The 26076-nt window shown below is 45.4% G+C and carries 25 protein-coding genes and 1 tRNA gene; 19 read left to right on the top strand and 7 right to left on the bottom strand.

Features of this window, described 5'->3' with window-relative positions; genetic code table 11:
• Window positions 1–29: 29 nt before the first annotated feature.
• The gene (locus MHZ92_RS05540) at window positions 30–1220 is read left to right on the top strand and encodes an acyl-CoA dehydrogenase family protein (RefSeq protein ID WP_239430587.1); all 1191 of its coding nucleotides are present in this window, start codon (window positions 30–32) and stop codon (window positions 1218–1220) included.
• A gap of 299 nt (window positions 1221–1519) precedes the next feature.
• Here the strand turns inward: MHZ92_RS05540 and MHZ92_RS05535 are convergent, their stop codons facing one another.
• Window positions 1520–2095 (bottom strand): Uma2 family endonuclease, encoded by a 576-nt coding sequence (locus tag MHZ92_RS05535; RefSeq protein ID WP_239430586.1) that lies wholly within the window; start codon window positions 2093–2095, stop codon window positions 1520–1522.
• A 111-nt stretch (window positions 2096–2206) separates the two neighbouring features.
• Between MHZ92_RS05535 and MHZ92_RS05530 the strand changes: the two genes are divergently transcribed.
• The 7 genes from MHZ92_RS05530 to MHZ92_RS05505 all read left to right on the top strand — a co-directional run bounded on the left by MHZ92_RS05530 (window position 2207) and on the right by MHZ92_RS05505 (window position 7509).
• A complete protein-coding gene (locus MHZ92_RS05530; RefSeq protein WP_239430585.1) occupies window positions 2207–2767 on the top strand; it encodes a lysophospholipid acyltransferase family protein in 561 nt (186 codons plus the stop codon).
• Window positions 2768–2850: 83 nt separating this feature from the next.
• Window positions 2851–4092 carry a serpin family protein gene (locus MHZ92_RS05525; RefSeq protein ID WP_239430584.1) on the top strand — a complete coding sequence of 414 codons (1242 nt, stop codon included), beginning with the start codon at window positions 2851–2853 and terminating at the stop codon, window positions 4090–4092.
• Between the two features lie 62 nt (window positions 4093–4154).
• Window positions 4155–4277, top strand: coding sequence for an RAxF-45 family protein (locus MHZ92_RS21490; RefSeq protein WP_370644629.1), 123 nt, complete (start codon window positions 4155–4157; stop codon window positions 4275–4277).
• Between the two features lie 118 nt (window positions 4278–4395).
• Window positions 4396–6258 (top strand): ribosomal protection-like ABC-F family protein, encoded by a 1863-nt coding sequence (gene abc-f / locus MHZ92_RS05520; protein ID WP_239430583.1) that lies wholly within the window; start codon window positions 4396–4398, stop codon window positions 6256–6258.
• A gap of 204 nt (window positions 6259–6462) precedes the next feature.
• Window positions 6463–6825 (top strand): DUF2089 domain-containing protein, encoded by a 363-nt coding sequence (locus MHZ92_RS05515; protein WP_239430582.1) that lies wholly within the window; start codon window positions 6463–6465, stop codon window positions 6823–6825.
• A 16-nt stretch (window positions 6826–6841) separates the two neighbouring features.
• Window positions 6842–7228: an SHOCT-like domain-containing protein gene (locus tag MHZ92_RS05510; RefSeq protein ID WP_239430581.1), complete on the top strand. Its 387-nt coding sequence runs from the start codon at window positions 6842–6844 to the stop codon at window positions 7226–7228.
• Window positions 7228–7509, top strand: a complete 282-nt coding sequence (locus MHZ92_RS05505; protein WP_239430580.1) for a hypothetical protein — start codon at window positions 7228–7230, stop codon at window positions 7507–7509. Before MHZ92_RS05510 ends, MHZ92_RS05505 begins: the two co-directional genes overlap by 1 nt.
• Before the next feature lie 109 nt (window positions 7510–7618).
• Here MHZ92_RS05505 and MHZ92_RS05500 read toward each other — a convergent pair whose 3' ends face one another.
• Window positions 7619–8500 (bottom strand): SDR family oxidoreductase, encoded by an 882-nt coding sequence (locus MHZ92_RS05500; protein WP_239430579.1) that lies wholly within the window; start codon window positions 8498–8500, stop codon window positions 7619–7621.
• 131 nt (window positions 8501–8631) lie between these two features.
• Here MHZ92_RS05500 and MHZ92_RS05495 point away from each other — a divergent pair, with 131 nt between their 5' ends.
• The gene (locus MHZ92_RS05495) at window positions 8632–9237 is read left to right on the top strand and encodes a pyroglutamyl-peptidase I (protein WP_239430578.1); all 606 of its coding nucleotides are present in this window, start codon (window positions 8632–8634) and stop codon (window positions 9235–9237) included.
• A 96-nt stretch (window positions 9238–9333) separates the two neighbouring features.
• On the opposite strand, the gene MHZ92_RS05490 is transcribed toward MHZ92_RS05495, so the two are convergent.
• The gene (locus MHZ92_RS05490) at window positions 9334–10824 is read right to left on the bottom strand and encodes a DASS family sodium-coupled anion symporter (protein ID WP_239430577.1); all 1491 of its coding nucleotides are present in this window, start codon (window positions 10822–10824) and stop codon (window positions 9334–9336) included.
• 99 nt (window positions 10825–10923) lie between these two features.
• Window positions 10924–11184 (bottom strand): hypothetical protein, encoded by a 261-nt coding sequence (locus tag MHZ92_RS05485; protein WP_239430576.1) that lies wholly within the window; start codon window positions 11182–11184, stop codon window positions 10924–10926.
• Window positions 11185–11308: 124 nt separating this feature from the next.
• Between MHZ92_RS05485 and MHZ92_RS05480 the strand changes: the two genes are divergently transcribed.
• Entirely contained in the window at window positions 11309–13459 is a 2151-nt protein-coding gene (locus MHZ92_RS05480) for a beta-propeller domain-containing protein (protein WP_239430575.1), read from the top strand.
• Window positions 13460–13540: 81 nt separating this feature from the next.
• Here MHZ92_RS05480 and MHZ92_RS05475 read toward each other — a convergent pair whose 3' ends face one another.
• Window positions 13541–15190 (bottom strand): sensor domain-containing protein, encoded by a 1650-nt coding sequence (locus MHZ92_RS05475; RefSeq protein WP_239430574.1) that lies wholly within the window; start codon window positions 15188–15190, stop codon window positions 13541–13543.
• Window positions 15191–15320: 130 nt separating this feature from the next.
• Between MHZ92_RS05475 and MHZ92_RS05470 the strand changes: the two genes are divergently transcribed.
• From MHZ92_RS05470 to MHZ92_RS05460, 3 genes are all read left to right on the top strand, one after another.
• On the top strand, window positions 15321–16244 hold the full coding sequence (locus MHZ92_RS05470) for a DMT family transporter (protein WP_239430573.1): 924 nt from the start codon (window positions 15321–15323) through the stop codon (window positions 16242–16244).
• Window positions 16245–16588: 344 nt separating this feature from the next.
• Window positions 16589–18331: an ABC transporter ATP-binding protein gene (locus MHZ92_RS05465; protein WP_239430572.1), complete on the top strand. Its 1743-nt coding sequence runs from the start codon at window positions 16589–16591 to the stop codon at window positions 18329–18331.
• The gene (locus MHZ92_RS05460) at window positions 18312–20141 is read left to right on the top strand and encodes an ABC transporter ATP-binding protein (protein ID WP_441347709.1); all 1830 of its coding nucleotides are present in this window, start codon (window positions 18312–18314) and stop codon (window positions 20139–20141) included. The genes MHZ92_RS05465 and MHZ92_RS05460 overlap by 20 nt, the downstream gene beginning before the upstream one ends.
• A 55-nt stretch (window positions 20142–20196) precedes the next feature.
• On the opposite strand, the gene MHZ92_RS05455 is transcribed toward MHZ92_RS05460, so the two are convergent.
• Together MHZ92_RS05455 and MHZ92_RS05450 are read right to left on the bottom strand one after the other, a co-directional pair.
• Window positions 20197–20667, bottom strand: a complete 471-nt coding sequence (locus tag MHZ92_RS05455) for a YusW family protein (RefSeq protein WP_239430571.1) — start codon at window positions 20665–20667, stop codon at window positions 20197–20199.
• 336 nt (window positions 20668–21003) lie between these two features.
• On the bottom strand, window positions 21004–22062 hold the full coding sequence (locus MHZ92_RS05450) for a DUF2804 domain-containing protein (RefSeq protein WP_239430570.1): 1059 nt from the start codon (window positions 22060–22062) through the stop codon (window positions 21004–21006).
• Between the two features lie 28 nt (window positions 22063–22090).
• Between MHZ92_RS05450 and MHZ92_RS05445 the strand changes: the two genes are divergently transcribed.
• From MHZ92_RS05445 to MHZ92_RS05420, 6 genes are all read left to right on the top strand, one after another.
• Window positions 22091–22163 (top strand) — tRNA-Ala (locus MHZ92_RS05445).
• A gap of 303 nt (window positions 22164–22466) precedes the next feature.
• Window positions 22467–23747, top strand: a complete 1281-nt coding sequence (locus MHZ92_RS05440) for a M20 family metallopeptidase (RefSeq protein ID WP_239430569.1) — start codon at window positions 22467–22469, stop codon at window positions 23745–23747.
• Window positions 23748–24026: 279 nt separating this feature from the next.
• Window positions 24027–24380 carry a DUF2691 family protein gene (locus tag MHZ92_RS05435; RefSeq protein WP_239430568.1) on the top strand — a complete coding sequence of 118 codons (354 nt, stop codon included), beginning with the start codon at window positions 24027–24029 and terminating at the stop codon, window positions 24378–24380.
• Window positions 24381–24520: 140 nt separating this feature from the next.
• Window positions 24521–24841: an ArsR/SmtB family transcription factor gene (locus MHZ92_RS05430; RefSeq protein WP_239430567.1), complete on the top strand. Its 321-nt coding sequence runs from the start codon at window positions 24521–24523 to the stop codon at window positions 24839–24841.
• Window positions 24842–24844: 3 nt separating this feature from the next.
• Window positions 24845–25237 (top strand): SRPBCC family protein, encoded by a 393-nt coding sequence (locus MHZ92_RS05425; RefSeq protein ID WP_239430566.1) that lies wholly within the window; start codon window positions 24845–24847, stop codon window positions 25235–25237.
• The gene (locus MHZ92_RS05420; protein WP_239430565.1) at window positions 25238–25945 is read left to right on the top strand and encodes an FAD-dependent oxidoreductase; all 708 of its coding nucleotides are present in this window, start codon (window positions 25238–25240) and stop codon (window positions 25943–25945) included.
• Window positions 25946–26076: the final 131 nt, after the last annotated feature.

Genomic DNA, 26076 nt, shown 5'->3' with positions numbered 1-26076 from the left:
AAGAGAAGCTCGGAAAGGGGACGAGAAGATTGGATTTCAGTTTTACGGAAGAGCAGCAAATGCTGCGCAAAACAGCTCGGCAATTTGTCGATGAAGAAATTATGCCGCATATTCAGCGTTGGGATGCGGAGGGCGGATTCGATCCGGCAATGTGGAAAAAGCTCGCGGACATGGGATTCATGGGCGTTTGCGTACCTGAACAATACGGGGGCAGCGGGATGGACTACAACTCGCTCGCCATCCTTTGTGAAGAGTTGGAACGCGGCGATACGGCATTCCGGACAGCGGTTTCGGTCCATATCGGGTTAAATTCCATGACCCTCATGCAATGGGGGACGGAAGAGCAGAAACAAAAATATTTAGTTCCGCAAGCGAAGGGCGAAAAAATTGGGGCATTCGGACTGACGGAACCAGGTGCCGGCTCGGATGTTGCTGCGATGGCGACAACTGCCGTTCGTGACGGTGATGAATATGTCATTAACGGCCAGAAAACATGGATTTCGCTCTGTGACATTGCGGACCACTTCCTCGTTTTCGCTTATACGGACAAGTCGAAGAAACACCACGGCATTAGTGCATTTATTGTCGAACGCACAACGCCAGGCTTTTCATCGAAAGCGATTAAAGGCAAGTACGGAATCCGTGCGGGCAATACGGGTGAGCTTTTCTTCGAAGACATGCGCATCCCTGCTGAAAACCTGTTGGGGCAGGAAGGGGAAGGGTTCAAAATTGCGATGTCCGCCCTCGATAACGGCCGTTTCACAGTGGCGGCAGGCGCGGTCGGCTTGATCATGGGCTGCCTTGAGGAAAGTGTCAAGTATTGCCATGAGCGCGAAACATTCGGCAAGCCGATCGGCAAGCATCAGCTCGTCCAGCAAATGATTGCCAACATGGAAGCCGGCTACCAAATGAGCCGCCTCCTCGTTTATCGCGCTGGCGAATTGAAAAATAAAGGATTGCGCAACACACGCGAAACGTCCCTTGCGAAATGGCAAGCATGCGATTTTGCAAACAAAGCAGCGGACGACGCCTTCCAAATCCACGGCGCTTACGGCTATTCGGATGAATACCCGGTCGCACGCTTCCTGCGTAATTCAAAAGCGCCTGTTATCTATGAAGGAACCCGCGAAATTCATACGATCATGCAGGCGGAATATGTATTAGGGTATCGTGAAGATAAAAAGCTAAGTCATATGCTGCCGGAATGGCCGTTTGATTAAATATGTGGATTGAGAAAGCCAAGAGCGCCAGCGCTCTTGGTTTTTTTGAAAGGGGAAAACCGTGGTTTATGATACTTACCGGATTTTATAGTCGTACTTGTGATCGAAAAATTGAATGACATGGGTCATTGCTCACGAAATGAGCATAACTAGGGAGAAGTCGCGCATAACTCACTCCAACTTGCGCAAAACCGACCCGAACTCGCGCAAAACTAGCTCGAACTCGCGCGCAAAACATAGCCGAATTTCATGTCGGGAGGAATGCAAAATGCCAAGAGCTATTGCACCTCTTGGCATTTTTATTCTTTGAATATATTTCTCAAGTCTATCTCCAGCTCGGGGAAGATTCCGACAGTTAATAAATCTTCTTTCCCGTAAATTCCTGACAGCCTAAAGGAATCTCCAACAAGTGAATAAATCTCAACCGTCATATTATAGGGGTCGACAATCCAATACTCTTTGACCCCGGCTTTCTCATAACTGTTATATTTGATTAAACGATCGTTTCTAGCAGTGGATGGTGATAAAACTTCAACAATTAAGTCGGGTGCCCCAAAAATATTCTTATCGCCAATTTTGTCAGAAGCGCAAACGACAAGAATATCAGGTTGTACCCAATCCAAAATTGTGTCTGGCGCTGAATCCTTACTAGCGAATAAACAAACGTCCATCGGAGCTATAAAAGCAGAACAGTCCTTTCCGCGTAAAAACATTTTGAACTCGGCCGTCAATTCCCCGACGATATCCTGATGCTTTGGCGTTGGAGAGGGCGACATACTAATGATTTCCCCATCGATCGCTTCTGAATTGAGATCAGTATCCCATTCCAAGTAATCTGCGTAGGAGTATGTTTTTTTTCCTCCTGGCAAAACCATATGGCCACCTCGCATTAATTGAATTATTATAATTATAGCACGGATGACTATAGAGATGTCAGTCTACGCATAAAAGTAGGTACAACATGTTGATAATAATCGGAGGATGCCATGTATAAAGTGACAGCAACGTTGGCGAAGATCATCTTTTTCTTCATCGCCAAAATCAAATTAAAAAATACAGAAAAACTACCTGCCGGTGGGGGATATGTGGTCACTTGTGCACACCGTGGTTGGTTGGAAATTATAGCGCTTGGCATTTCCTTGCCTCGCCCGATTCACTTCATGGCGAAGAAGGAGCTTTTTAAAAATAAGCTAGTTGCCTCTTTCTTAACAAGTATTAACGCTTTTCCGATCGACCGGAATAACCCTTCGCCGAGCAGTATTAAAACGCCTGTAAAACTTCTGAAATCTGGAGAGGTTGTTGGGATATTCCCAAGCGGAACAAGAGCTGCAGAGAATGCTCCTGTCAAACGAGGAGCCGTCACGATTGCTAGTTTAGCGAGAGTGCCGATCGTTCCGGTTACATATGAAGGACCGGCAAATCTGAAAGATATTTGGAAATGCCGAAAAGCAACCATTACAATTGGAGAACCATTCATTGTGGAAAACACAAGTAAAGAAGAAATTAGCGCATATACAGAGAAATTAGAACGTGAAATTAATTCGTGAATGAAAAAGTCCTTCAAATACGCTGGAAACTTGTAACTTTTTCCACCTCTGAAAAGTCTACATGAATAAGGATGGTGATACTTTTGAAAAAGAAAATTACGGCTTCACTTGTTGGCATGAGCCTCTTGCTGCCTATGACGGGATGTGGAACTTCGAATGAAGGAAATCTCCGGATTGCGGAAGGCGTCGAATTCGGCGAAGATGATTATAAAAAAATCGTTGTTCCTAATAATGAATTGGGATTTGAATTAATAAATGAAAGTGAAGCGGATGAGGACGGAAATCTGTTTCTTTCCCCGACAAGCCTATTCATGGCTCTGGCACTTGCTTATAACGGAGCGGACGGCGTAACAAAGGAAGAAATCGCAAATGCCTTACAACTGAATGGGCTAGAACCGATGGAGCTGAATAAAGCAAATGCTTCTCTTATGACGATCTTGAATAAGCAATCCGATAGCATTCAGCTGCAAGTCGCCAATTCAATTTGGCTGAATGAGAAATATCATTTCCAAGACACCTTTGCTGGATATGCAAAAGATTATTTCAATGCCGAAATCGAGGAGATCAACATCTCGAGTAAGGATACTCCTAAGCGCATCAACGACTGGGTGAAGGATGCGACAAATGGCAAGATCGATAAAATGGTTGACGGTCCATTGGATGAAAAACTTGTGACTATGCTGCTGAATGCGATTTATTTCAAAGGAGACTGGATGTATCCGTTTGATAAGAAAGCGACTGAACATCGAACTTTTCATTTGGCGGATGGTAATGAAATCAAAGTGCCGTTTATGAAACTGCAGGAAAAGTTAGCGTATACGGCAAACAGCGAATTTCAGGCGATTCAACTTCCGTATGCAGACGGAGAAATGAGCATGACGGTGATTATGCCGAACGACTTGAGTGAGTTTACAAGTACGCTGTCTATTGAAAGGTGGGAAGAAATTCGGGCGAGTATGACGAGCACGCGCGGAACAATTTTACTTCCGAAATTCAAACTATCATACGAAACCGAGCTGGAAGACGCGTTAAAGGCCCTAGGGATGACAAATGCCTTCACTGAGATGGCTGACTTCAGCAAAATGGTGGAAGAGGTTACACCGTTACGAATTAGTAAAGTGAAGCAAAAAACATATATCGAAGTCAATGAAGAAGGGACAGAAGCGGCCGCAGTAACGGGCGTTCAGATGGAAGCGACGTCCGCGCCTGCAGATGACCCATTCATCATGGAAGTGAACCGCCCGTTTTTCATTGCGATAACGGATGAGGAAACAGGAGCCATCGTATTTATAGGCTCCATCAAGAATCCAATCATAGAGAAATGAGATTGTTTGTCGTAACAATCTATGCTACACTATTCTTACTATTAATCGGACGGAGGTGAGGAATGATGTTGGACACTGTGTATGCACGTGAAAGTCTATTGGAATATTTAGCCACTTCATGTGCGATTACTCATGATATTGCGCTCAACGGGATACGTATGCCCTTTTTTAGCCAATTTCAGTAATCACACAGCTGTTTAGCACATCATTCCTTACACTTTTTTTGGGGGAAGACTGCTTAAACGCAGTCTTTTTTTGTGCGCTCTCGGCTGTGAAAAACAGAGTGAGAGGAAGCGGAAAATTATGATTTGTACAATACAACAAGTAAGCAAAATGTTAGGTGGCAACACCATTTTTGAAGATCTTTCATTAGAAATCAAAACAGGGGATAAGCTAGGCGTCGTCGGACGGAACGGTAGCGGGAAGACGACGTTATTCAAACTCATTGCGGCGGTTGAACAACCGGATGTTGGACGCATCCATTTCAAAAAGGGAACTAAAATCGGTTATTTATCGCAAATCCCTTCATTCGAACAGCCAATGACAGGTTACGATGTACTCTATAGTGCGTTTGAGCAACTTAAAGCCATTCAACGACAATTGTCCGAACTGGAAATGGAATTGTCGAATCCGAACACGGTGGACATGGATCGTCTACTTCATAAATACGGCCAATTGCAGGATGAATTTGTCCGGCGTGACGGATACGCCATGGATTCGGAAATTGAAAAAATCATCAACGGACTTCAACTGAGGCCGTTCGTCGAGCAGGAATTTGGGCAGATGAGCGGCGGAGAACAGACAAAAATCATGTTAGGAAAGCTCCTGCTCACACGCCCGGACTTGCTGCTATTGGATGAACCGACGAACCATTTGGATTTATTCGCAGTGGAATGGCTTGAGGCATATTTGGCGGACTACACGGGAACAGTCGTCATCATTTCACATGACCGCTATTTCCTTGATAATGTCGTGACAAAGATTGCGGATCTGGAAGATGGAGAGCTGAATCTGTACCACGGCAATTACAGTTATTTTGTGAAGGAAAAAGAAGAGCGTCTCCTGCGGGAATTCCAGGACTATGAGGAACAGCAAAAGAAAATCAAGAAAATGAAAGAAGCGATCAAGCGGCTTAGGATATGGGCGAATGAAGCGAATCCGCCGAATGCGGGATTGCATCGGCAAGCGAGGAATATGGAGCGGGCGTTGGAACGGATGGAGAAGCTGCGGAGGCCGTTGATCGATCCTCGGAAAATGGCATTGTCTTTTGAGGCGGCGCCGAGAAGCGGTAAGGAAGTCGTTATTATGAAAGACGCAGTAAAATCCTTTGGTTCAAATAAATTATTGCAGGGCGCGAATCTGCAAGTCTATTGGAAAGACCGAGCAGCGATTGTCGGAAGGAATGGAAGTGGAAAATCGACCATTCTGAAAATGCTCCTCGGGGAATTTACTATTGACGATGGAGTCTGCAAATTGGGGAGCAACGTAAAAATCGGCTTCCTCTCGCAGCATTTTACGATTGTAGATCCGAAAGCCCGTCTTATAGATGTGTTCCGAAAAGAAGTTGGTGTAGAGGAAGGCGAAGCGAGGCATATTTTAGCGAAGTTCATGTTTTACGGTCCGGATGTATTCAAGCGGATCGGTGATTTGAGCGGGGGGGAACGAACACGGTTGCGGCTTGCGCAATTGATGCATCAGGACGTGAACTTCCTCGTACTGGACGAACCGACAAACCATCTGGACATTGAATCACGCGAAGTGCTAGAAGACGCCTTGGAAGACTTCCCCGGAACGCTCCTCGCCGTTTCGCATGACCGGTATTTCTTGAATAAGTTATTTACCCGCACAGCATGGCTGGAAAATGGGAGTATGACGATGTTTGAAGGGCCTTTCGACTGGGCGAGGCAGAAATGGAACGAACTGCAACAGCATACACAAGTTGTAGAACCGCCTAAGAAAAAGACGGTCGACAAAAGGCAAAAGCAGACGAAGGAAACAAATGTGGAAGAAGAAATCGCCAAGTTAGAACTCGAAATTGAGCACTTGGAAAAGAAGTTATCCAATGAAACTGAATGGATCGACTACGAATCAGTGAAAGAGAAAATGAGTTCGTTGCAGAAAGAATTGGATGCCTATTACGAGCAATGGTTGATTGAAAATGAATGACAAATAAAATGTTTACTTACAACAGGTGAAGGGATACGAAATCAGCCCTTCACCTGTTTTTTATGAGCGAATTAAAAATAATGAATATATTTTAGCTGCGGATTAAGATTATTAATTATGCAGTTAATATAATTAAGTTTATGCTTGCTATTTTGAAAATGATGGGATATGATGAATTCAAATGAAAGGGGAATTCAGATAATTATGGCATATCCTGTTATCAGTCATTGCCCTGTCTGCGACGAAACGTTGAAAGTCACGAAGCTACATTGCAACCGATGCCATACATCTATCGAGAATGAATTTGAACTGTCCAAATTGGCATCGCTGTCAGGAGAGCAACTCCATTTTGTCGAAGTGTTTTTGGCGTGCAGGGGGAATATTAAAGAGGTTGAGAAGGAGCTTGGCATATCGTATCCGACTGTCCGAGGCAAGTTGAACGAAGTTGTCAGTTCACTCGGATTAGAAATAAAAAAGAAGAACGAGGTGGATGAGAGGAAAGTAGTCGCAATGCTGGAAAAAGGGGAAATCACGGCAGAGGAAGCCATTAAGCTTCTAAAAGATTGAATAGGGGGAGTTCATGTTGAAAACAGAAATTGAAAAGGTGTTAACGATGGTGCAAGAAGGGAAAGTTGATGCTGAGAAAGCATCAGAACTTATCGCTGTATTGAATAACAGGGATTCCGAGAGTCGTCCAACAGCTAAGCCTACTGCATATGCGGATAAGACATTAAAAATCCGAGTCGTGTCGGCCGATAACGATAATGTTTCCGTTAATTTGCCAATTAAGCTCATCAAAGTCATGCTGAAGGCGGGTTATAACATTGCGGGGAACATTCCTCAATCTGAGAAATACGTGAAAGATCTTGATATTGACATACTTATCGAAGCGATCGAAAATGAATTGGACGGACAAATCGTCGACATTAAATCAGCAGACGGCGATACAGTCTCCGTGTTTATCGAATAATGTTGAAGGTCAAGGTAAAGGCGGATAAGGTCAGATTATTCATCCCAGTCCCGTACGTAATACTAACGATTGGAATTATAGTTATGTCTTCTGAACGCATTCAAAGACTCATTAACAAATGGATAACGGAGCAATCCGAAGATAAGGAAAAAGCATTTTTAATGCCGCCAATAGATAAGAAAGAGCTTAGGGGCATTGTAGCTGAGTTGAAGAATCATAAAGGACTTGGACTAGTGAACGTCAAGGCGAAAGATGGAACGGAAGTCATCGTGAAACTATAATAAAAAGCGATTTGCAGAAGGTTTTCTGCAAATCGCTTTTTCATATTGAGCTGGGTTGAGTGTCGCGTTCAAAGTCGGCGGCTTCGTGCTCAAAGTAGATGGTTCGAAGTCAAGATCCTACATACCCGCCGCCATCGACATGTATCGTCTGCCCGGTCATATAGCTCGAATCGGTGGAAGCAAGGAAAACGAAGGCGGGCGCATTTTCTGCCGGCTGCCCTCGACGTTTCACTGGCGTGTCCGATCCGTGCTGTTCGACTTTTTGCGCGTCGAATGTCGCAGGAATCAACGGCGTCCATATCGGTCCAGGTGCGACTGCGTTGACGCGGATTCCTTTTTCAGCCAAGTTCAAGGCGATAGAGCGGGTGAAGCTCGTAATGGCGCCTTTCGTTGCCGAATAGTCGATCAGTCCAGGTGACCCGTTATATGCTGTGACGGAGGAAGTGTTGATAATACAATCGCCTTCCTTCATATGTGCAAGTGCCGCCTTCGATAAATAAAACAAGCCGAAGAAGTTAGTGTCGAACGTTTCACGAAGCTGGTCGCTTGAGATTTTGGATATATCGTCTTGCGGAAACTGCTTTCCGGCATTGTTAACGAGGATATTCAAGCTGCCGAATTCTTGGATGACATCTTCGACCAACTTCTCGCAATTTTCCTCTTCGCTAATATCGACGCGAAATTTCTTCGCTTTCCCGCCGTAGTGTTCGATAAGTTCTATTGTTTTATTCGCATCAACGTCTTCCGCCTCGTCTAGATAGGCGATTGCCACATTGGCGCCCTCCTTCGCATAAGCGACTGCGACAGCCCGCCCGATTCCACTGTCTCCACCGGTAATCAATGCATTTTTCCCTTTCAATTTGCCGGAGCCTTTATAGTTTTCGTCGTCGTAGATCGGGAGTGGATTCATCTCTTTTTCCACTCCAGGCTGCTGATCCTGCGTCTGGGGTGTCACTTGTTCGTCTACTTTTTCATATTTATCTTTAGTCATTTATGAATTCCTCCTTCGAAAACATATGTATTTCGGGTATTCCCTGAATGGAGGGGGATAAACGTTAGTGAATAAAACCGTGTAATCGAATGCAATCCGTTATAATATGGAGAGTGAAAGGGGAGAAAAGTATGAAAACATTGCTGTTAACCGGCTTTGAGCCATTTTTAAATTATCCAGTCAATCCAACGCAGAAAATTGTCGATGAATTGCACGGAATGGAAATAGGTGGTTATCGGATACATAGTGAAGTGCTTCCGGTCGATTTCAGCGTCTCAGGAGACCATATCATTGAGCATATAGAACAAGTCAAACCGGATGCTGTGCTGTCGCTCGGTTTGTCAGGCGGTCGCTTCAAGATAACTCCTGAACGGATTGCCATCAATGTGAACGACGGTGCTAAGGACAATAGTGGTCATGCCCCTGTAGATGAACGGATTATCGAGAGAGGTGCAGACGGCTATTTTACGAATATGCCGATCCGAAAAATGGTCGATGCGTTGAAACAAGCTGGAATGCCTGCCGAAATTTCCAATACGGCAGGCGCTTATTTGTGCAACCATGTCATGTACCGCGTTCTTCATTTCGTGAATGAACAGCGTCCCGACATGCCTGCAGGATTTATTCACATCCCGGCTTCCCATGAGCTTGCCGTCGAGCACGGTCGTGTGCCTAGCTGGTCACATGAGGAATTAAAACGGGCAATCGTGACATGTATTGAAGTGTTAGGAGAATAAAAAAACCGGGAGAGTCTAATCTCCCGGCATTTTTAACGAGAACTTTGAAGAACGAGAACATCACGGGCGTTCAAACGTTTAGTCCATTCACACACCTCACAACAATCCAATCCACTTCCAATACGTCACACTGAACAAGAGAATCAGCAAATATCCGATAACAGTAAGTGGAATGCCTGACTTCAGGAAGTCCTTTACTGTAAATGCACCCGTCCCGTAAGCGAGCATGTTTTGCGGTGCGCTGACCGGGAGAAGGAAGCCGAAGCTGATGACGAATTGCTGGATCAGCACGAAGCCGACGCTGTTTGCATCAATAGCGATCGTTGTCGTCAAGGCGATGAAAATCGGGATGAGCGCTGACGACAAGCTGGTCGCGCTTGCAAACCCGAGATGAATGAGAATGTTGAAAGCTGACAGCAAAGCGATCGTCGCAAGTAACGGCATATTTTCGAGTCCCATCGCCCCAAACACTTTGTTGGATAGCCACTGGGCACCGTTCGTATCCAGCAGGATCGTGCCGAGCGCAATACCTACTGCAAAAACGATAATTGTGCCCCAAGGGATGAGGCGTTCCACCGTTTTCCAATCGAATACACCAATCTTCGGTAATAACAGGATGGCAATGGCGACAAGCGTCACTGTAGTCGTGTCTAGCGGATGCAGCTTCTCTTCTGTCGCCCACAGAAATAGAAGCGCGAGTGAAACGACGATGAGACGGATCTCCGATGGTTTCATCGGACCGAGTTCTTTTAACTGGCCTTCGATTAATTCCTTTCCGCCTTCAACGACATGCGTTTCCGGTTTAATTAATTTGATCATAACGAAATACAGGACGAACGACATGATGATGGACCATGGTGCTGCATACAGGAACCATGAACTCCATGCGACGGAAACCCCGAATTCTTCTTCCATAAATCCTAATGCCACCATATTCTGCGCGGCTCCGGTTTTGATTCCGACATTCCAGATGGAGACGGACTGCACGGCGGTGATGACCAGTAATGCGCCGAGCCGGCTATTTGGCTGGAGACCGAATGCCGCTACCATGCCTAACAGAATTGGGACGACTGCACCTGCGCGGGCAGTTGCACTTGGGACGAAAAAGGCGAGAATGATAGAGACAAGAATGGCACCAAATACGATAGCCCCCGTCTTCACACCGACTTTTGACAAAATATAAAGCGCGACCCGTTTATGCAAATTGGTCGCTTGCATCGCGGCCGCCAGGAACAAAGCTGCCGCAACAAGCGCCACGGCGGAGTTCGAAAAGCCCCCAAGCGCCATTTTAAGTGCGCCTTTTGTGCCGACCAACGTATCGGGGTTGGCCATGTCGGGCGCAAATCCAATCAGCAAAGCGACAAGTCCAATGATCATGGCGGCACTGACGGGGTAGGATACCGCTTCCGTCACCCAGAGGATGACCGCAAATGCCAAAATGGCCAATGCTCGCTGTCCCATGACAGGCAAGTCGTCGGGGGTGGGGAGCAAGACAATTACAATCATGACGGCAAAGGCTAGGGCAATCCAAATCGGCTTTAAGTTACGTTTCGGCTTTGGTGTATCGACTGTAGTTGCAGGGTCCATACCGATTCAATCCCTTCCAATATATTTATGGAATAGATACCCATTTTGATGAGAAGCAAACGGATACGAGCGTTTGGCAACAGGCTGACAATGGGCTAACTAAACTCGTTGTTTCAATGATCTTTTTGCCATGATGGCGACTCTTCTTGCTTCAATCAATTCTTTTTCTCTTTCTCCCGTGAAATATCCCGAGTCCAATAGTCGAGTAATTTCATTTATTAGGTCATCAGCAAACGATAGGAGTGTTTCCGGGTCAACTGATTTTGGAGCGTACATTAATTCCCACGACTTATTTAATATGTCTGTTGTTGTCAAATTAAAGATTTTCATAATCCTTTCCAATCCATCGACTCTCTCCACTAATAAAACCCCCTATTAAGCGTTTTCTTTTATATAGTATGCAGGACAAAAATATATTTCCGAAAAGTGAAACGTAATTGTATACGAGAAGTCTACTAAGTAAATAGGTTGAAGAGGAAAGGTGATGAAATTGAGAAAACCGATCATATGGATTGGCATGGCTATGATCATGGTCGTAGTCATTACGGGCATCGCAATGTTCATGGAGAAGGTGAATGTTATCGCGGCAGGGACAGCGCTTAGTGAAACTGGATGGAAGGCGCATTTCTCGGAGCCTTTGACGAAGGAAGCCATTTCGGCAGGTTATGTGTATGTGACCAATCAGAATGGCGATAAGGTAGAGGCAAAACTGGAGTTGACGGATGAGGGGCATACATTACAAGTGGAAGGGCTTCAACCGGGTGATTACACATTACGGATGGATCAAAAAGCGGTGAATAGCCAATTCAAGTCGCTCAAGCGGAAACAAGTCAATTTCATTATCTATGATTCCATCGAATCGATCAGCTCAGCAGATGATTTGAAAGTGTATTTTCAAAGAGCAAAAGATATGCAGAGCGCAGCGGTGAGTGAGGTTGAAGAAGAATCTACGGAAAAGGCGTCCATGGATAGTTCGGCATCCTCGGGTGGAACCGGCGGAGGCAACCACTCATCGACTAATATTCAGGTCGAAGGGGTCGATGAGTCGGATATGGTGAAAACTGACGGCGATTATGTATACTCCGTTTTCGCCGGGACTACCGTAAAAATCATCGATATCCGGAATCCTCAAAAGATGAAAGTCGCTGCTGAAATTAAACCTGAAGACGACTATTATCCGTTACAGCTGTTCTTACATGACGAGTTGTTAATTGTTCTTGGGAATAAAATGGAGCACTATCCGGATGATTCGGATACAAAGGCGAAAATAATGCCGATGAACGGCCTGATGACTGTCCGGATGTACAATATCGAGAAGCCGGAAAAACCGGTGCTCCTCCGCGAAATTGGTGTGGAAGGCTATTTGAAGAGTGCAAGGAAGACAGACGGCATGCTTTATCTCGTGACAAATGTGTTCCCGTATTTTTGGGCGATGGACGAAATCGACGGAGATGTCCTGCGTCCGCGCATCTTTGATTCAAATGAAGAGGAAAAGAAATTCATGGAATTCGAGGATATCTCCATTTTGCCTGGTGCCACGGATCCTTCGTATTCTGTCATTGCAGCCATCGACTTGACGGCTCCGAAAACAGCGAAATTCGAAACGAAAGGGTTTCTCGGTAGCAGCGATCACATGTACATGACGAAAGACCATTTGTATTTGACAGCAATGAAATACAAGACGAGCACGAATTCACGTGGCGCTGAAATCATGATTTGGAATCCTGGCACAGCGAATACCGAGATCTTCAAATTCAAGTTGGACGGCACGGCTATCGAATTTCATCGTTCTGCAGAGTTGAACGGGACAATTTTGAATCAGTTTTCGATGGATGAATATAAAGGTAACTTCCGGGTTGCCATGACGGAAGGGAATCGATGGGACGACAGAAACCCTTCTAAAAACCATCTTTACGTTTTGGATGAAAACATGGACATTACCGGTTCGGTTAAAGACCTTGCGAAAGGCGAGCGCATCTATTCGGCTCGTTTCATGGGGGATAAAGCGTATATGGTGACGTTTAGAGAGACCGATCCGCTTTTCGTCATCGATGTTGCGGATCCGACGAAGCCGAAAGTGTTAGGCGAGTTAAAAATACCGGGCTTCTCGAATTATTTGCACCCATTGGATGAACATCATCTCATCGGATTCGGTTATGAAACCGTGGCGAGGAAAAATCCGTATGGCGGCGAGCCGTTCATCATAACAAAAGGGATGAAACTCTCTCTGTTCGACGTGTCTGATTTTCATAACCCGAAGGAGAAATTCACTGAAATTATTGGCGGGCAAGGAACGTATTCGGCTCTCCAATACGATCACAAAGCGCTGTTCCAGCATAAACAGAGAAATCTCTTCGGCTTTCCGGTCAGCATTTATGATGAAGCGGGCAAAGATTTCGAAGTGGACTTTAAAGGAACTGGAGCACTTGTCTACGAAATCACACCGGACCGCGGAATCGTACTGAAAGGCGATTTGGTACAGAAGAAAGCATCTGGGGAACAGTACGAAGACTGGGAGAAACAGATCCAGCGGCTCTTGTACAGCGGCGAAAGTGTGTTCACCTTATCCATGAAGGAAATTAACAGCTATGACCTTGACTCATTTGAAAAAATCAGCACGTTGAAGATGAAATGATGGGGGAGATGAGGGAGCGTGAGTGCTCCCTCTATTTTTGTTCCATCAAAAAACGGAGCCACGCTTTCATGGCTCCGTTCCTTATGTAATCTCATCCCCGTTTACAGGACCTCCGATATAATAGCCTTGGACGGCATCGATGCCCATCTCTTTCAATGCCTCGAATTGCTCCTCTGTTTCGACACCTTCTGCAATGATGTACTGGCCCATCGACTTGCCGAAGAGAATCATCCCTTCAACGAGTTGTCTCGTTTTAGGCATCGTGAGCAAGGAATTGATGAACACTTTGTCGATTTTCACTTTGGAGATCGGCAATTGCTGCATGTACCGGAAGGAGGCATAGCCCGTTCCAAAATCATCCAGGATGAATTGGATGCCTTCATCCTCAAGTACTTTCATTTGATTGACGATTGCCTGCTCCTGTTCAGCTTGGAATGCGAATTTCTCCGTAATTTCAAATTCGATCTTGTGTGGCGGACATTTCGTCCTTTCCAGAATGCTTGTCAGTTTCTCCTTCATTTGTGAAGAGTCACCGAACTCCCGCACCGATGTATTGACGGAAATGCGCACGTCCGGTTTATCGGTCATCAGCTTCATCGCAAGTGTAGCAGCTTCCTCGATCACAAAGGCACCGATTGCATGAATCAAACCGTTTTCCTCTGCAATGGGTATCAGCTCATCGGGCTGGATTGGACCGATTTCCTCGTCCTCCCAACGGACAAGCGCTTCATATACAAGTACTTTTCCCGTCGCGATATCCAATTGCGGTTGGTAGACGACTTGCAAATTACGATGATCCAGCGCTGTCAGCATCTTTTTGTCAATTAAGGAACGGCGGTTCAAGTCTTTATGGGACTCGGCGGACAATGATGAAATACGTCCTCCGCCTAACTCGATAATAGATTTCGTCGCGGTCAATGCGGCTTTATACAAATGCGAATAGGTCTGCTGATCCTCTGGGAAGCGGACGATGCCACCGCTGACCGAAAGCGGCAACGAATGGTTTTCGACATAGATTGGCTGCTCTTTCAAAAATTGAAGGAACCCTTGGACGAACCAATCCCCGAAAGACGTCAGCACGACGAATTGACTCACGCCGACCCTTGCGATTGCATCCCCTTGAAAATACCGTTTCAGCCTGTTCGTAAATTCCTGAATCAAAACCGATTCCGAATCATACGATTGCAGATCTTTCAATGTATAATAGTGATCAATTGCTATGTAGACGAATGAAAAATGTCTTCCTTCTTCGATATAGTCATTGACGAGGGTCTCCAATTTGTGACGACTCATCAGTCCGGTTTCAAAGTCGATGAAGGCAATTTGCTGGAGCTTCTCCTTCAATTTGACCTCTTCGGTAACGTCAAGTTCTAAAAAAGTGCTCGATTCAAGCGTGCCGTTCGCATCCATCGTCGGAATGGCCATCATTTGGACGAAGTAGGGCTCGCCGTGCCGAGTCATTTTTTCGACTTTGCCGAACCAGGATTTCCCGTTCGAAACACGATTCCATATGGCGTGGGCTTGCGCTTGGTTATGTTCATCCTCAGAAAACATTTGCCAGAACGATTTTCCGAGAATACGTTTTGGTGTCCAATTGCTTGAAGCTAAGAAGTTATGATTCGTGTAAGTGATCAAGCCTTCACCATCCGTACGGGTCACCATTAAGAACTCAACGAGACTGTCCATTACAGTTGGCAGTTCGGTTCTATTTAATTGGTTTGCCGATTTCATTTTGTTGTCCCCTTTCGGATGTCATATGTATTTTATTATATAGGAAGTTTAATAAATATACAGTACATACTTTTTGACTGAATACTTACATTTGTGATTTAGCTAGATAGATAGAGGAGGGTGGAGTGAGATGGAAAGAGTAAAAGGAATTGTAATGATCATAGCAGGTGCGATGTTGTGGGGCGCGTCAGGTCCGATGATGGAGTGGACGTTGGATACGAGTGGCATGTCGATCTCCTTCATGCTCATCATCCGTCTATTGCTCGCAGGGATGGCGATCCTCTCTGTCTTGAAAATGAAAGGCGTGCACATCTCGCGCCCGCTTCGTAACAAAACATGGCTGCGTCAAATGTGCATTTTCGGCGTCATCGGGATGCTTGGCGTCCAATATACGTTCGTCGGTGCCATTCAGACGAGCAATGCGGTTATTGCAACACTGTTCCAATTCCTGGCGCCGATTTACATTATTATTTTCGTTTCCCTACGCCAAAAAGCGTATCCGCCGATAGCTCAAGTACTAGGAATGGCCGTCACGATGGTAGGCCTCTTTCTACTTCTGACGAATGGCACGCTTTCCGGCTTCGCGTTAACGAAGGAGGCGCTGCTTTTCGGACTCGCCGTTGGGTTCACGTTCTCGTTTTATACGCTTTACCCTGTCCGGCTTATGAATGAATGGGGGGTTCTCCTCGTCGTCGGGTGGGGGATGCTCATCGGGGGACTCGCACTCCTTGCCGTCAACATACTGAAATTCAGCAATGAAATCGGCACACTTGCCGATGTGAACGTGTCTCTCATGCTCCTCCTCATCATTGTCGTCGGAACCGTCGCTTTCGTCCTCTTCCTCGGCAGCATGAAATATATAACACCTGTCGAAACGAGCATCCTCTCAAGCTTCGAACCGCTAACGGCTTTGATCATCTCTGTCATTTGGTTCGGCAGCGTATTAGGCTCCTGGCAATTGGTCGGAGGTGCAATCATGCTCATCGGCGTCACTGGCCTTTCCATTGCGGGAAGCAAGGTGAAAAAAGAAGAAGGTGTACTACCGGAATCCTAAAGTGGATCCCGTCAGCTTGTTGACAAACGCTCGCATCCGTTGTTGCTCGTGTCGCTCGTCCGCTCATGAACTTTAGTTCTATTCGCGTCTTCGCTCCACTTCGCGCCTAGGCTGACAAGCGTTTTCAATCAGGCTGAGGATATTCTATTTATCGTGTTTTCCCCTAAAATTGACTTTGTCTACACATTACCGGAATCCTTAAGAGGTTTCCGTTTTTTTATTCTTTAATGTCTGAAATTCCGGATTACTCAAATATCCGCTCTATACAGAAAGCACTAGATGTGTCATAATGGTGACAATAAAAATAATTCGTAATACGAAAGAGTTTTTGGGGGTCCTCTAAGATGAAAACAGTTTTTTCGTACGCAAAGCCATACAAATGGCCGATCCTCATCGCTTTGTTCCTCATGTTGACGGAACTGGCGGTCGAGCTGATTCAGCCATTATTGATAGCTAAAATTATCGATGACGGCATATTGGCAGAAGATGTGAGCGTCGTTTGGACGTGGGGAGGCGTCATGATGGCGCTGGCGATGATCGCGTTCCTTTCAGGTGCGATCAACTCCTTTTTCGCAGCGCATGCAGCGCAAAGTTTTGCGTTTGACTTGCGCCAGGCGCTATTCCGTCAAGTGCAATCCTTCTCCATGGCAACCTTTTTACGATTTCCGACAGCGGGGCTGATCACCCGGTTGACGAGTGACGTGACGATGGCGCAAAACGTCCTGTTTATGTCGCTGCGCATCATGATGCGGGCTCCGTTGCTCGTCATCGGTAGCTTAGTCATGGCATTTCTCGTCAATGTGAAGCTGGCGTTATATTTAGTAATCGGAGCACCTGTTTTATTAATTTTCCTTTTTATAATGGCCCGCAAAGGGGTTGGCTACTTTTCTACTGTGCAGCGTAGACTCGACCGGGTGAATCGTGTCATTCAAGAAAACTTGCAAGCGGTACGGCTGATCAAAGCGTATTTGCGCGGCATGTATGAGGCAAGCAGGTTCTCGAAAGTCGCTAGTGCACTCCGGAAGGACACGGTCAAAGCGATGCGCATGATGGAGCTCATCCTGCCTATTCTTCTATTCATCATGAACGTAAGTTTGATGGCAGTCCTTTGGTTCGGTGCTGTTGAAATTCGCAGCGGCGATGCGCAAGTCGGGGAACTTGTTGCAATCGTCAACTATGCGATGCGGATGACGGGTGCATTTTCGATGTTTGCATTTATCATCAGCGCATTGTCAAGGGCGAAAGCATCTTCCGAACGGATGGAGGAAGTGCTGCTAGCTGACGAGGATCTGGAAGATCATAATACGGAAAGTTCGGGTATCAGCAGCTTGGAAGGGGATCTTCGTTTCGAAAACGTCTCTTTCCATTATCAAGGGAAGCCGGAGCCGATTTTAGATAATGTCTCCTTCCATGTAGCGCCAGGAGAGAAGCTTGCCATTATGGGGGCTACTGGTTCGGGTAAATCAACCCTTCTGAATCTCATACCGCGTATGTTCGAATCGACCGAAGGAAAAATCTTCGTTGGCGGAATCGAAGTGAAGGAATGGGCGTTAAAGGACTTGCGTGACACAATCGGGCTCGTCCCGCAGCAATCGATTCTTTTCACGGGTTCGATTCTCGAAAACCTCTCATGGGGGGATAGTGATGCGGAGCCTGATGAATTAATTGAAGCAGCCATGAAGGCGCAAATCCATGAATCAATTGATTTATTCCCGCAGAAGTATGGAACGCGGGTCGGCCAAAAAGGGGTCAATTTGTCAGGTGGGCAAAAGCAGCGATTATCTATCGCGCGGGCACTCGTTCGGAAGCCTTCCATCCTCATTCTCGATGACAGTACGAGCGCGTTGGACGTCAAAACGGAAAATGCGTTATGGGAAGCGCTGAAAGGGGAAGCGGCGACAATGCTCGTCGTTACGCAAAAAGTGCAGACGGCTAAAGGTGCAGACAAAATCCTTCTATTGGATGAAGGGAAAGTCGTCGGATATGGCAAACATGCGGACCTTATGAAGCAATCGGCATTGTATAGGAAAATAGCCGAATCCCAATCGGAAGAGGAGGTGGTCGCAAGTGTTGCGAACAATTCGTAAACCGTTCGGATATGAACCGATCATCAAAAAAGAAGATATTAAAGGTCCCGGCAGAAAAAAAGTGGAACGGGCGAATGATTGGAAATCGGTTTTGCTCAGAATTTGGAAGCTCGTCGATGAACAACGGGGACTGCTCATTCTGGTGCTCTCTCTCGTACTCGTCAGCTCTGCGCTTGCATTACTCGGGCCTTTCATGATCGGTAAAATCATCGATACGCATATCATTCCGATGGAGTTTGATGGTTTGGGGAGCAAGATTGGCCTGTTGATCGCGATTTACGCGGGGTTGTCCATTGCCCTTTATTTCCAAAGCTTTTGGATGGTCGGCATTGCCCAACAGACGATTTTCAAGCTGCGTACGGGTCTGTTCTCACATCTCCAAAAGCTGCCCGTCACGTTTTTTGACAGAAGACAGCATGGCGAATTGATGAGCCGTTTAACGAATGATATCGAGAACGTCAGCCAGACGCTCAATTCGTCATTCATTCAAGTGTTCTCAAGTATTTTGACATTGTCGGGAACGCTTGCGGTCATGCTCTATTTGAGCCCAATTTTGACATTGTTGACGATGATCATCGTTCCTGTCATGTTCATCGCGATTCGGTGGATCACCCGCCGGACGGGTCTGCTGTTCAAGGAGCAGCAGCAGGCGGTCGGACAATTGAACGGGATGATTGAAGAAACGATTTCTGGCCAGCGGATCATTAAGGCATTTTCACAAGAAGAACGTGTCATGGAGGAATTCGCGGAAAAAAGCGATCGGTTGCGCCGGACGGGATTTTGGGCGTTGACGTATTCGGGATTCATTCCAAAAGTGATGAACATGTTGAACAACGCTGCTTTCGCCATCGTGGCGGGTGTCGGTGGATTGCTTGCACTAAAAGGGGATGGCATCGTCACAATCGGTACGATCGTCATCTTCTCCGAGTATGCTCGTCAATTTACGCGGCCGCTCAATGATCTATCCAACCAATTCAATACGGTGCTCTCCGCGATTGCGGGGGCAGAGCGCGTATTCAAAATTATGAATGAGCCGATCGAGCAGGACGATGCGACCGAGCATAAAGATACCGTGCTAGCTGGGGACGTCGAGTTTAGAAATGTATCATTCGGTTATTCAGTTGAAACGGACGGTTATACGGTCGAGGATATTTCCTTCCACGTGAAGCCTGGCGAGACTGCCGCTTTCGTTGGAGCGACCGGAGCAGGGAAGACGACGATCATGCAACTTCTCGCCCGTTTCTATGAGACGAATGAAGGTCAAATCCTTATTGACGGAATTCCGATCAAGGAACTGCCGCGCCAAACATTGCGCAGTCAAACAGCTTTCGTTCTCCAAGATCCGTTCCTGTTCGAGGCAACTGTCATGGAAAACATTCGTTACGGCAAGCTTGACGCTACGGACGAAGAAGTGATCGAGGCTGCCAAAAAGGCGAATGCCCATAGTTTCATCATGCGGCTCGAAGACGGCTACAACACTGTCCTGACAGCAGATGGCGGTGAAATTTCACAAGGGCAGAAGCAATTGCTTTCCATCGCAAGGGCGCTCGTCGCAGACCCGGTATTGCTGTTGCTCGATGAGGCGACAAGCAGCATCGACACCGTCACCGAGCTTGAAATCCAAGAAGCGCTTGACCGCTTAATGGAAGGAAGGACGAGTTTCGTCATTGCTCACAGACTGAATACGGTGCGAAAAGCAGACATGGTCTACGTCATGGGGCAAGGGAAGCTCATCGAGTACGGCAGTCAAGAAGAATTGATTGAGAAACAAGGCGTTTATTATACGATGTTGAAGGATTCAAAGATTTAAGCAGAAAAAAGACAGGCGGGGAAGTCTTCCTTGCCTGTCTTTTGTGCTTTTATTATCACTTTCGATCTTCAATATCCACTTTCGTTCCGTCGTCATAATTGATTTCCAATTCGAATTTCGTATACGTATCAAGTCCGAACCATTCCATGATGCCATCAATGACATCTTGCTGCGACGTTTTCGACTCCAACATAATTTTCGTGAACATCTCGTCCAATTTATTGAAAGCTTCAGCACCTTCCAAATTGATGCCTGCTAACTCATTCACATACTTGGCCTTATGATTCCTGTCCACTTCATATTCCGCGTCGATCGTATCCCGTCCATCGACCTCTATCTCCAAATCGAATTTATTGAAGCCGTACCCGTCTCCCGTTTCTAACGTGCCGCCTTCCTTCTCGTCTTTATAAATGATATCTGCGTCTTCCCGCTTCGGATCATCCGCATTCTCGCTCGCATTCCCGCACGCGCCTAAAATTAGGGCAGCAAAAAGAAAGAGCATGCCGACCTTCACATTAATTTTCATGTTAGGTAACCTCCTGTTGTAGTATCTCTTCATTAATTTCCTTCATTGCAAGAAGTTAAACACAACCTTTTTGGAGGAATCGCGTCAGGAGGAAGGAATGGAAGGGAGCTGTCCGCAAGCATTTTTAAAGCCAGTAAATCGGGGGCGAGTGGTGATAAACTCTGTCTGAGTGGTGATAACCGTGTCTTGAGTGGTGATAAACTCTGTCTAAGTGGTGATAACGAGTGTTTAAGTGGTGATAAACTTCTGTTGAACGGCGATACCCTTTTGATTTTCCCGAGTCGGTGGTAATTGGCCGATACAAAAAAACAACCGGCGTTTTTCGCCGGTTGTATCCTACCATTTCGCACGATGATCTTCCACGCAGCCAAGCATTTGCCTGATTCGTAGAGTCGAACCGTCATGCAGTTTCACGCGGCCGTTGAAATAGCCGACGAGTTGGTTGACGTTTGTTTGAACGAGTTGCGCTTTCGTCTTAGCGACCCGCTCAAAGAAAGGGGAGAACGTTAAGTCGACTTGATCGGAAAACTTCGTCTTGATTTGCCAAGGTTGCATGTAATTGTTCTTGTCAAACGTGAAAATGACATCTTCATGCACCTTCGTCATCATACCATCTACGAATACTGCATTTTCCGTCATACCTGTGCCGTCCGTCCATTTTCCACCGAAATTCAACCCGATTCGCCGTCCGCCTGAACGTTGGGAAGCCATCGCCCAATTCCATTCTGCCTCTCGCGGCCAAACACCGCGTCCGAAATCGAGTACTGCAAAGCTATAATCCGAATTGAAATTATATCGTTTCTCTCCAATTTTTACGAACCCCGCTGTCGGCAATGAATGATGCTTCGCTGTAAATTGGAACCGGTCCCGGTTCCGTGGAATGACGACATTCAACGAATCGTCCTCATCGGGATGCGTAATATGTAGGTCGGCATGAAGCACTTCATTATCAAAATCAGGAATTGTCACAGATAGATGGGTTTCTCCTTGCATATGGACAAGCTGGATGGACATTTGATCATTGACGAATTTCACGTTTCCAAGCACGTCCTCTGGCATCTTCACCTTCCGTCCGACCGGCAGCACAACTTGCTTCTCGTAGAAGCGCTGCGTCTCATAATCAAGCAAATAGACGGAGCAGACAGCGGCATAATCCAAATGACTGATTGTCGCAGAAAACAGAAGATCCTCGCCGAACACACACCAATAATTCCATTTCTTCTTTCGCATGAAATGGCCTTTTAAATTGCTTATAATAAACGGACGACGGGCAAATCCGATCGCTTCAGGATTCAACATCCCTTTCGGATCGCACAGAAAAACCGTGTCCTTTAACTCTCTTTCAGCATGTTGCAAGGAGATACCCCCCAATCTATTGTCTTTTTCGAACGACATGTTATAATCTATATTGTATCAGATATACGGGGCATTAGCTCAGCTGGGAGAGTGTCACGCTGGCAGTGTGAAGGTCACCGGTTCGAACCCGGTATGCTCCATCCTTAAAAAGGAAAATAACCCTTGTTATAATAAGGGTTATTTTCCTTTTTAAGGATTTTTTAGATTGAGATGATGTGAACCAAACCCGTTAAGCAAATGAATTGGTTCGGTACTTGAGAAGAATGTTAAGTTGCAATTTATTTTGGAGACACAATTCACAAGGGAATTGGAGTCTCCTTTTTTAGTATTGTTAAATAAATAAACAAATTGAAAACGCCACAATTACCCTTGTATATTCTAACTCTTAGGGAAGGACATAGACTAGTACAACAATACTTACGGGATATGAAGGGAATGAATATATGGATATCAGAATGATTCGGCAGGTGATTAGGTCTAGGCGACAGGAATTAGTCGAACTTGCTGCTTCATTTATTCGGATTCCATCTGAAAATCCATCGACCGAGTTTAAGAAACATTCGGCAGAAATGGGACAGTCTATTAGTCGGTACTTAGCAGCGAGAGGTTTTTTTATTACCGAGTACCCAAATAGTAAAAGTGGTCTAGTTACAGTAGTCTGTGATGCTCCCCTAACTAAGGTTTCAGGTCCGCGCCTCCTATTTTGTGGCCATACAGATGTTGTACCTGCAGGTGATCGTTCAAAGTGGACCTTTGAGCCTTACTCGGGAGAAGTCAGAACCGGAATGCTATTGGGGCGGGGTTCCTCTGACATGAAAGGTGGTTTGGCATCACAGGTTTTTGTAGCTGGATTGCTTCAGCAGTTTGCCTCCACTCTCAATTTGAAAGGTACCCTAGGTGTTATTGCTTCTCCGGACGAAGAGACTGGAGGTATTGAGGTGTCCTCTCTCCTAGATCGAGGACTGATTAAAGGTGATGCTTGTCTTATTGGCGAACCGACGCACCCCTGCCATCCGAATGTTGGTGAAAAGGCTATGGCATGGATGCGGGTGACCGTACCAGGTCAGCCAGGACATGGCAGCCAACAACCGCTTTCTGGAATTTCCGCTGTACGAAAGGGGGCGGACGTGATCGAAGCACTAAGCAAACTATGGATGCTCAAAGCAACACCTCCGGAAGAGCTTAAGCAGTTAGTGTACAACACGGAGTGGTTTATATCTCATAGATTAGGAAATCCTTTCATGTCCCAATTACTTTATCGGCCCTCTTACAATCCAGGTATTATCCAGGGCGGTTCAAAGGTAAATATGATAGCAGATGAGTGCATCATTGAAGTAGATACTCGGGTCCCATTCGGCATGAAGTCCGAGTTTTTGCAGGCTGCTGCCAATAATCTTGTCAAAGCTGTAACACCAGACGCTGTTGTAGAGCAAATGCTACCCACTAATAACCCGAACTGGACCTTAGAGAATCGTCCAATCGTCCGGTCTTTAGAATTAGGGATCCAGCGTGTCCTCGGAATGGGGCAACCTGTCTTCAGCGTGCTCTCGCTTGGTTCAAGTGATGCCTGTCACTTCCGGCGTAATGGAATTGATACCGTATTTTATGGGCCAGGGCTGCAAAGTACTATCCATGGCTACGACGAGCAAGTTTCAGTAGAGAGCTTAGTACAATCTGCTGAGATATATGCTGAGACGGCAATCATGTATCTTAGGTCGTTATAAATCTATTTTTCATACAAGCTAACGGTGGCATTACCTGGTATATGTGTAGTATATCTACTAGTAACTGTTCTTTAAATCGTAAGTAAATTTAATGCTAGGAGATGAAAAAATGGAAGGTCTTCACATTATGATAAGAAACGAATACGGTAAATAATTGTATGAGATTTTGGCCGGCCGGTATTATAGATTCCTCTTGGTATTGGTCTTTAGCACCGGAAGAAGCATATTTTACAGGTTCGGGAAACTTAGATCGGCCATTCTTTTGTATCAGATGAAATTATGGACGGCCAAACATTTATGAAGCATATTTCTAAAGAAGATTATTATTTAATTTTCGCAGACATAAAAGCTTTTCCTACATTAGAAAGCGTTGTAAGTATTGAAAATGAAACGGATTTCATGAAAAGCTCTTGCAAACTCGGGCTTTCATTAAGTGATTCAGCATATATGATTGTATACTCACGAGAAAAACCAATCCTCCTGGAAATCTTAAAGCGGGCCGAAACTTTGGGGTATCAAGATATTAGATTCATGAAAAAAGAAAAGGTAGTATTAGCTTTGTGGGGATGGAAGGATTTAGTAAAAGAAAATGCCCATTGGTATAGCAATAACAAGGGGCACAGTAATGAATAATAAGTTTACGAACGGGGATGGTATCAGTTAACTTGCGATATCTTCTCCGTTCTTTTATTTGTAGTTGACATGACACCATTTAGTGTCGTATTATTAGGACACCAAACAGTGTCCAATACATATATAAGGAGGGGAGGATTTTGATTACGACTGATCAAGAGCGCGATGTTTTTGTAGCCATTGCAGATCCTACGAGGCGAAAGTTAATACGTTTATTAGCAGGTTCAGATGAGTTGGCGCTTTACGAATTAACTGCTCATTTTGAGATGGGGCGTACAGCTGTTTCTAAACATTTGGCTGTTCTTAAAGAGGCGGACTTAGTGAGGAACCATAAAATTGGCAGAGAAACTAGGTATCGATTAAACGCAGCTCCCTTACAGGAAGTGAAAGATTGGTTAGCCTTTTATGAAGATTTTTGGACGGAAAGTGCGGCAAAACTAAAGAATATATTGGAGGATTAAATTATGGCGGATTTATCATTGGATTTTCAATTCAAGAGTCCTATCAATAAAGTATGGGATGCCTTAACGAATTCAGAAACCCTTGCGAAATGGGTCATGGAAAATAATTTCAAACCGATCGTCGGTTACAAATGTCAGTTTCGAAATGAGGCAATTGGTTTAGTTGTAGAAAGTGAAGTGTTAGTAGTGGACGAGCCCAATAAATTATCTTACACATGGGTTGGCGGGCCGATCAATACTATCGTCACATGGACACTGAAGCAAGAGGGTGAAACAACCCATTTACATCTTGAACACACCGGATTTGAAGAAGAAAACCAAGCAGCTTTCAATGGTGCGAAATACGGTTGGACAAGCATGGTAGGCGAGTTGGAAAAACTGGTAGGGGAAATGTAAATGGGTTTTCTTCAAGATGCAATAGCGATTTTCAAAAAGAGGGACGTAACATTCATAGACAGCTACAAGGAATCAGAAGAGGTCTATACGTTTCGATTTGAAAAAGACAAAGATGTAACGTGGAAAGCAGGACAACATGGGCTGTTTACGATTACTCATAAGAAAATAAAGAATGGCATACGTCCAATTACTCTGGCGTCTGCTCCCGCTGAAAATGTTATTCAATTAACACTTCGAATTAGTAATGACCCAAGTGATTTTAAAAAGGCGATGTTGGAATTAAAACAGGGCATGAAAATTAGAATGAGTGGGCCAGTAGGGTCGTTTTATTTAAAAGATGACAGTCCTTCCGTGCTAATTGCAGGGGGTATTGGAATTACACCATTTCGGTCTATGCTAAAGCAGTTAGAGGCGGAAGGAAATGGAGTTGGGAAGGAAATCCATCTACTTTATATGGATGGAAAAAATTCGTTTGTCTATAAAGATGAACTGGATGAAATTTTAAACAATACTTCAATAGATGTCACTTACCTGGATGCAAGGGATGATTTACAGAAGGAAATAAATAAGTTATCCAGCTTACATGGGAACAATGGCAAATACTATATTGCAGGGCCTAAGTCGATGGTGGAATCGATTTCAGCTCATTTACAAAGTAATGCTATTTCGAAGAAGAGTATTCAAAAGGATGTCTTCATTGGATACTAACTAGAAATTGGAAGAAACCTCTTCAAATCAACATTTGAGGGGGTTCTTTTTGATTTGATTAATTATTGGGTAGGGCACATATACATTCAAAGATGAATATCTTATAGGCGAAGTCATTATACCTACGGAGG

Origin of the sequence: Sporosarcina sp. ACRSL (genome assembly GCF_022346605.1) — a bacterium.
Lineage (GTDB): Bacteria > Bacillota > Bacilli > Bacillales_A > Planococcaceae > Sporosarcina.
Note: the sequence above shows the minus strand (reverse complement) of the source record. Positions and strands in the feature narration are given on the sequence as shown.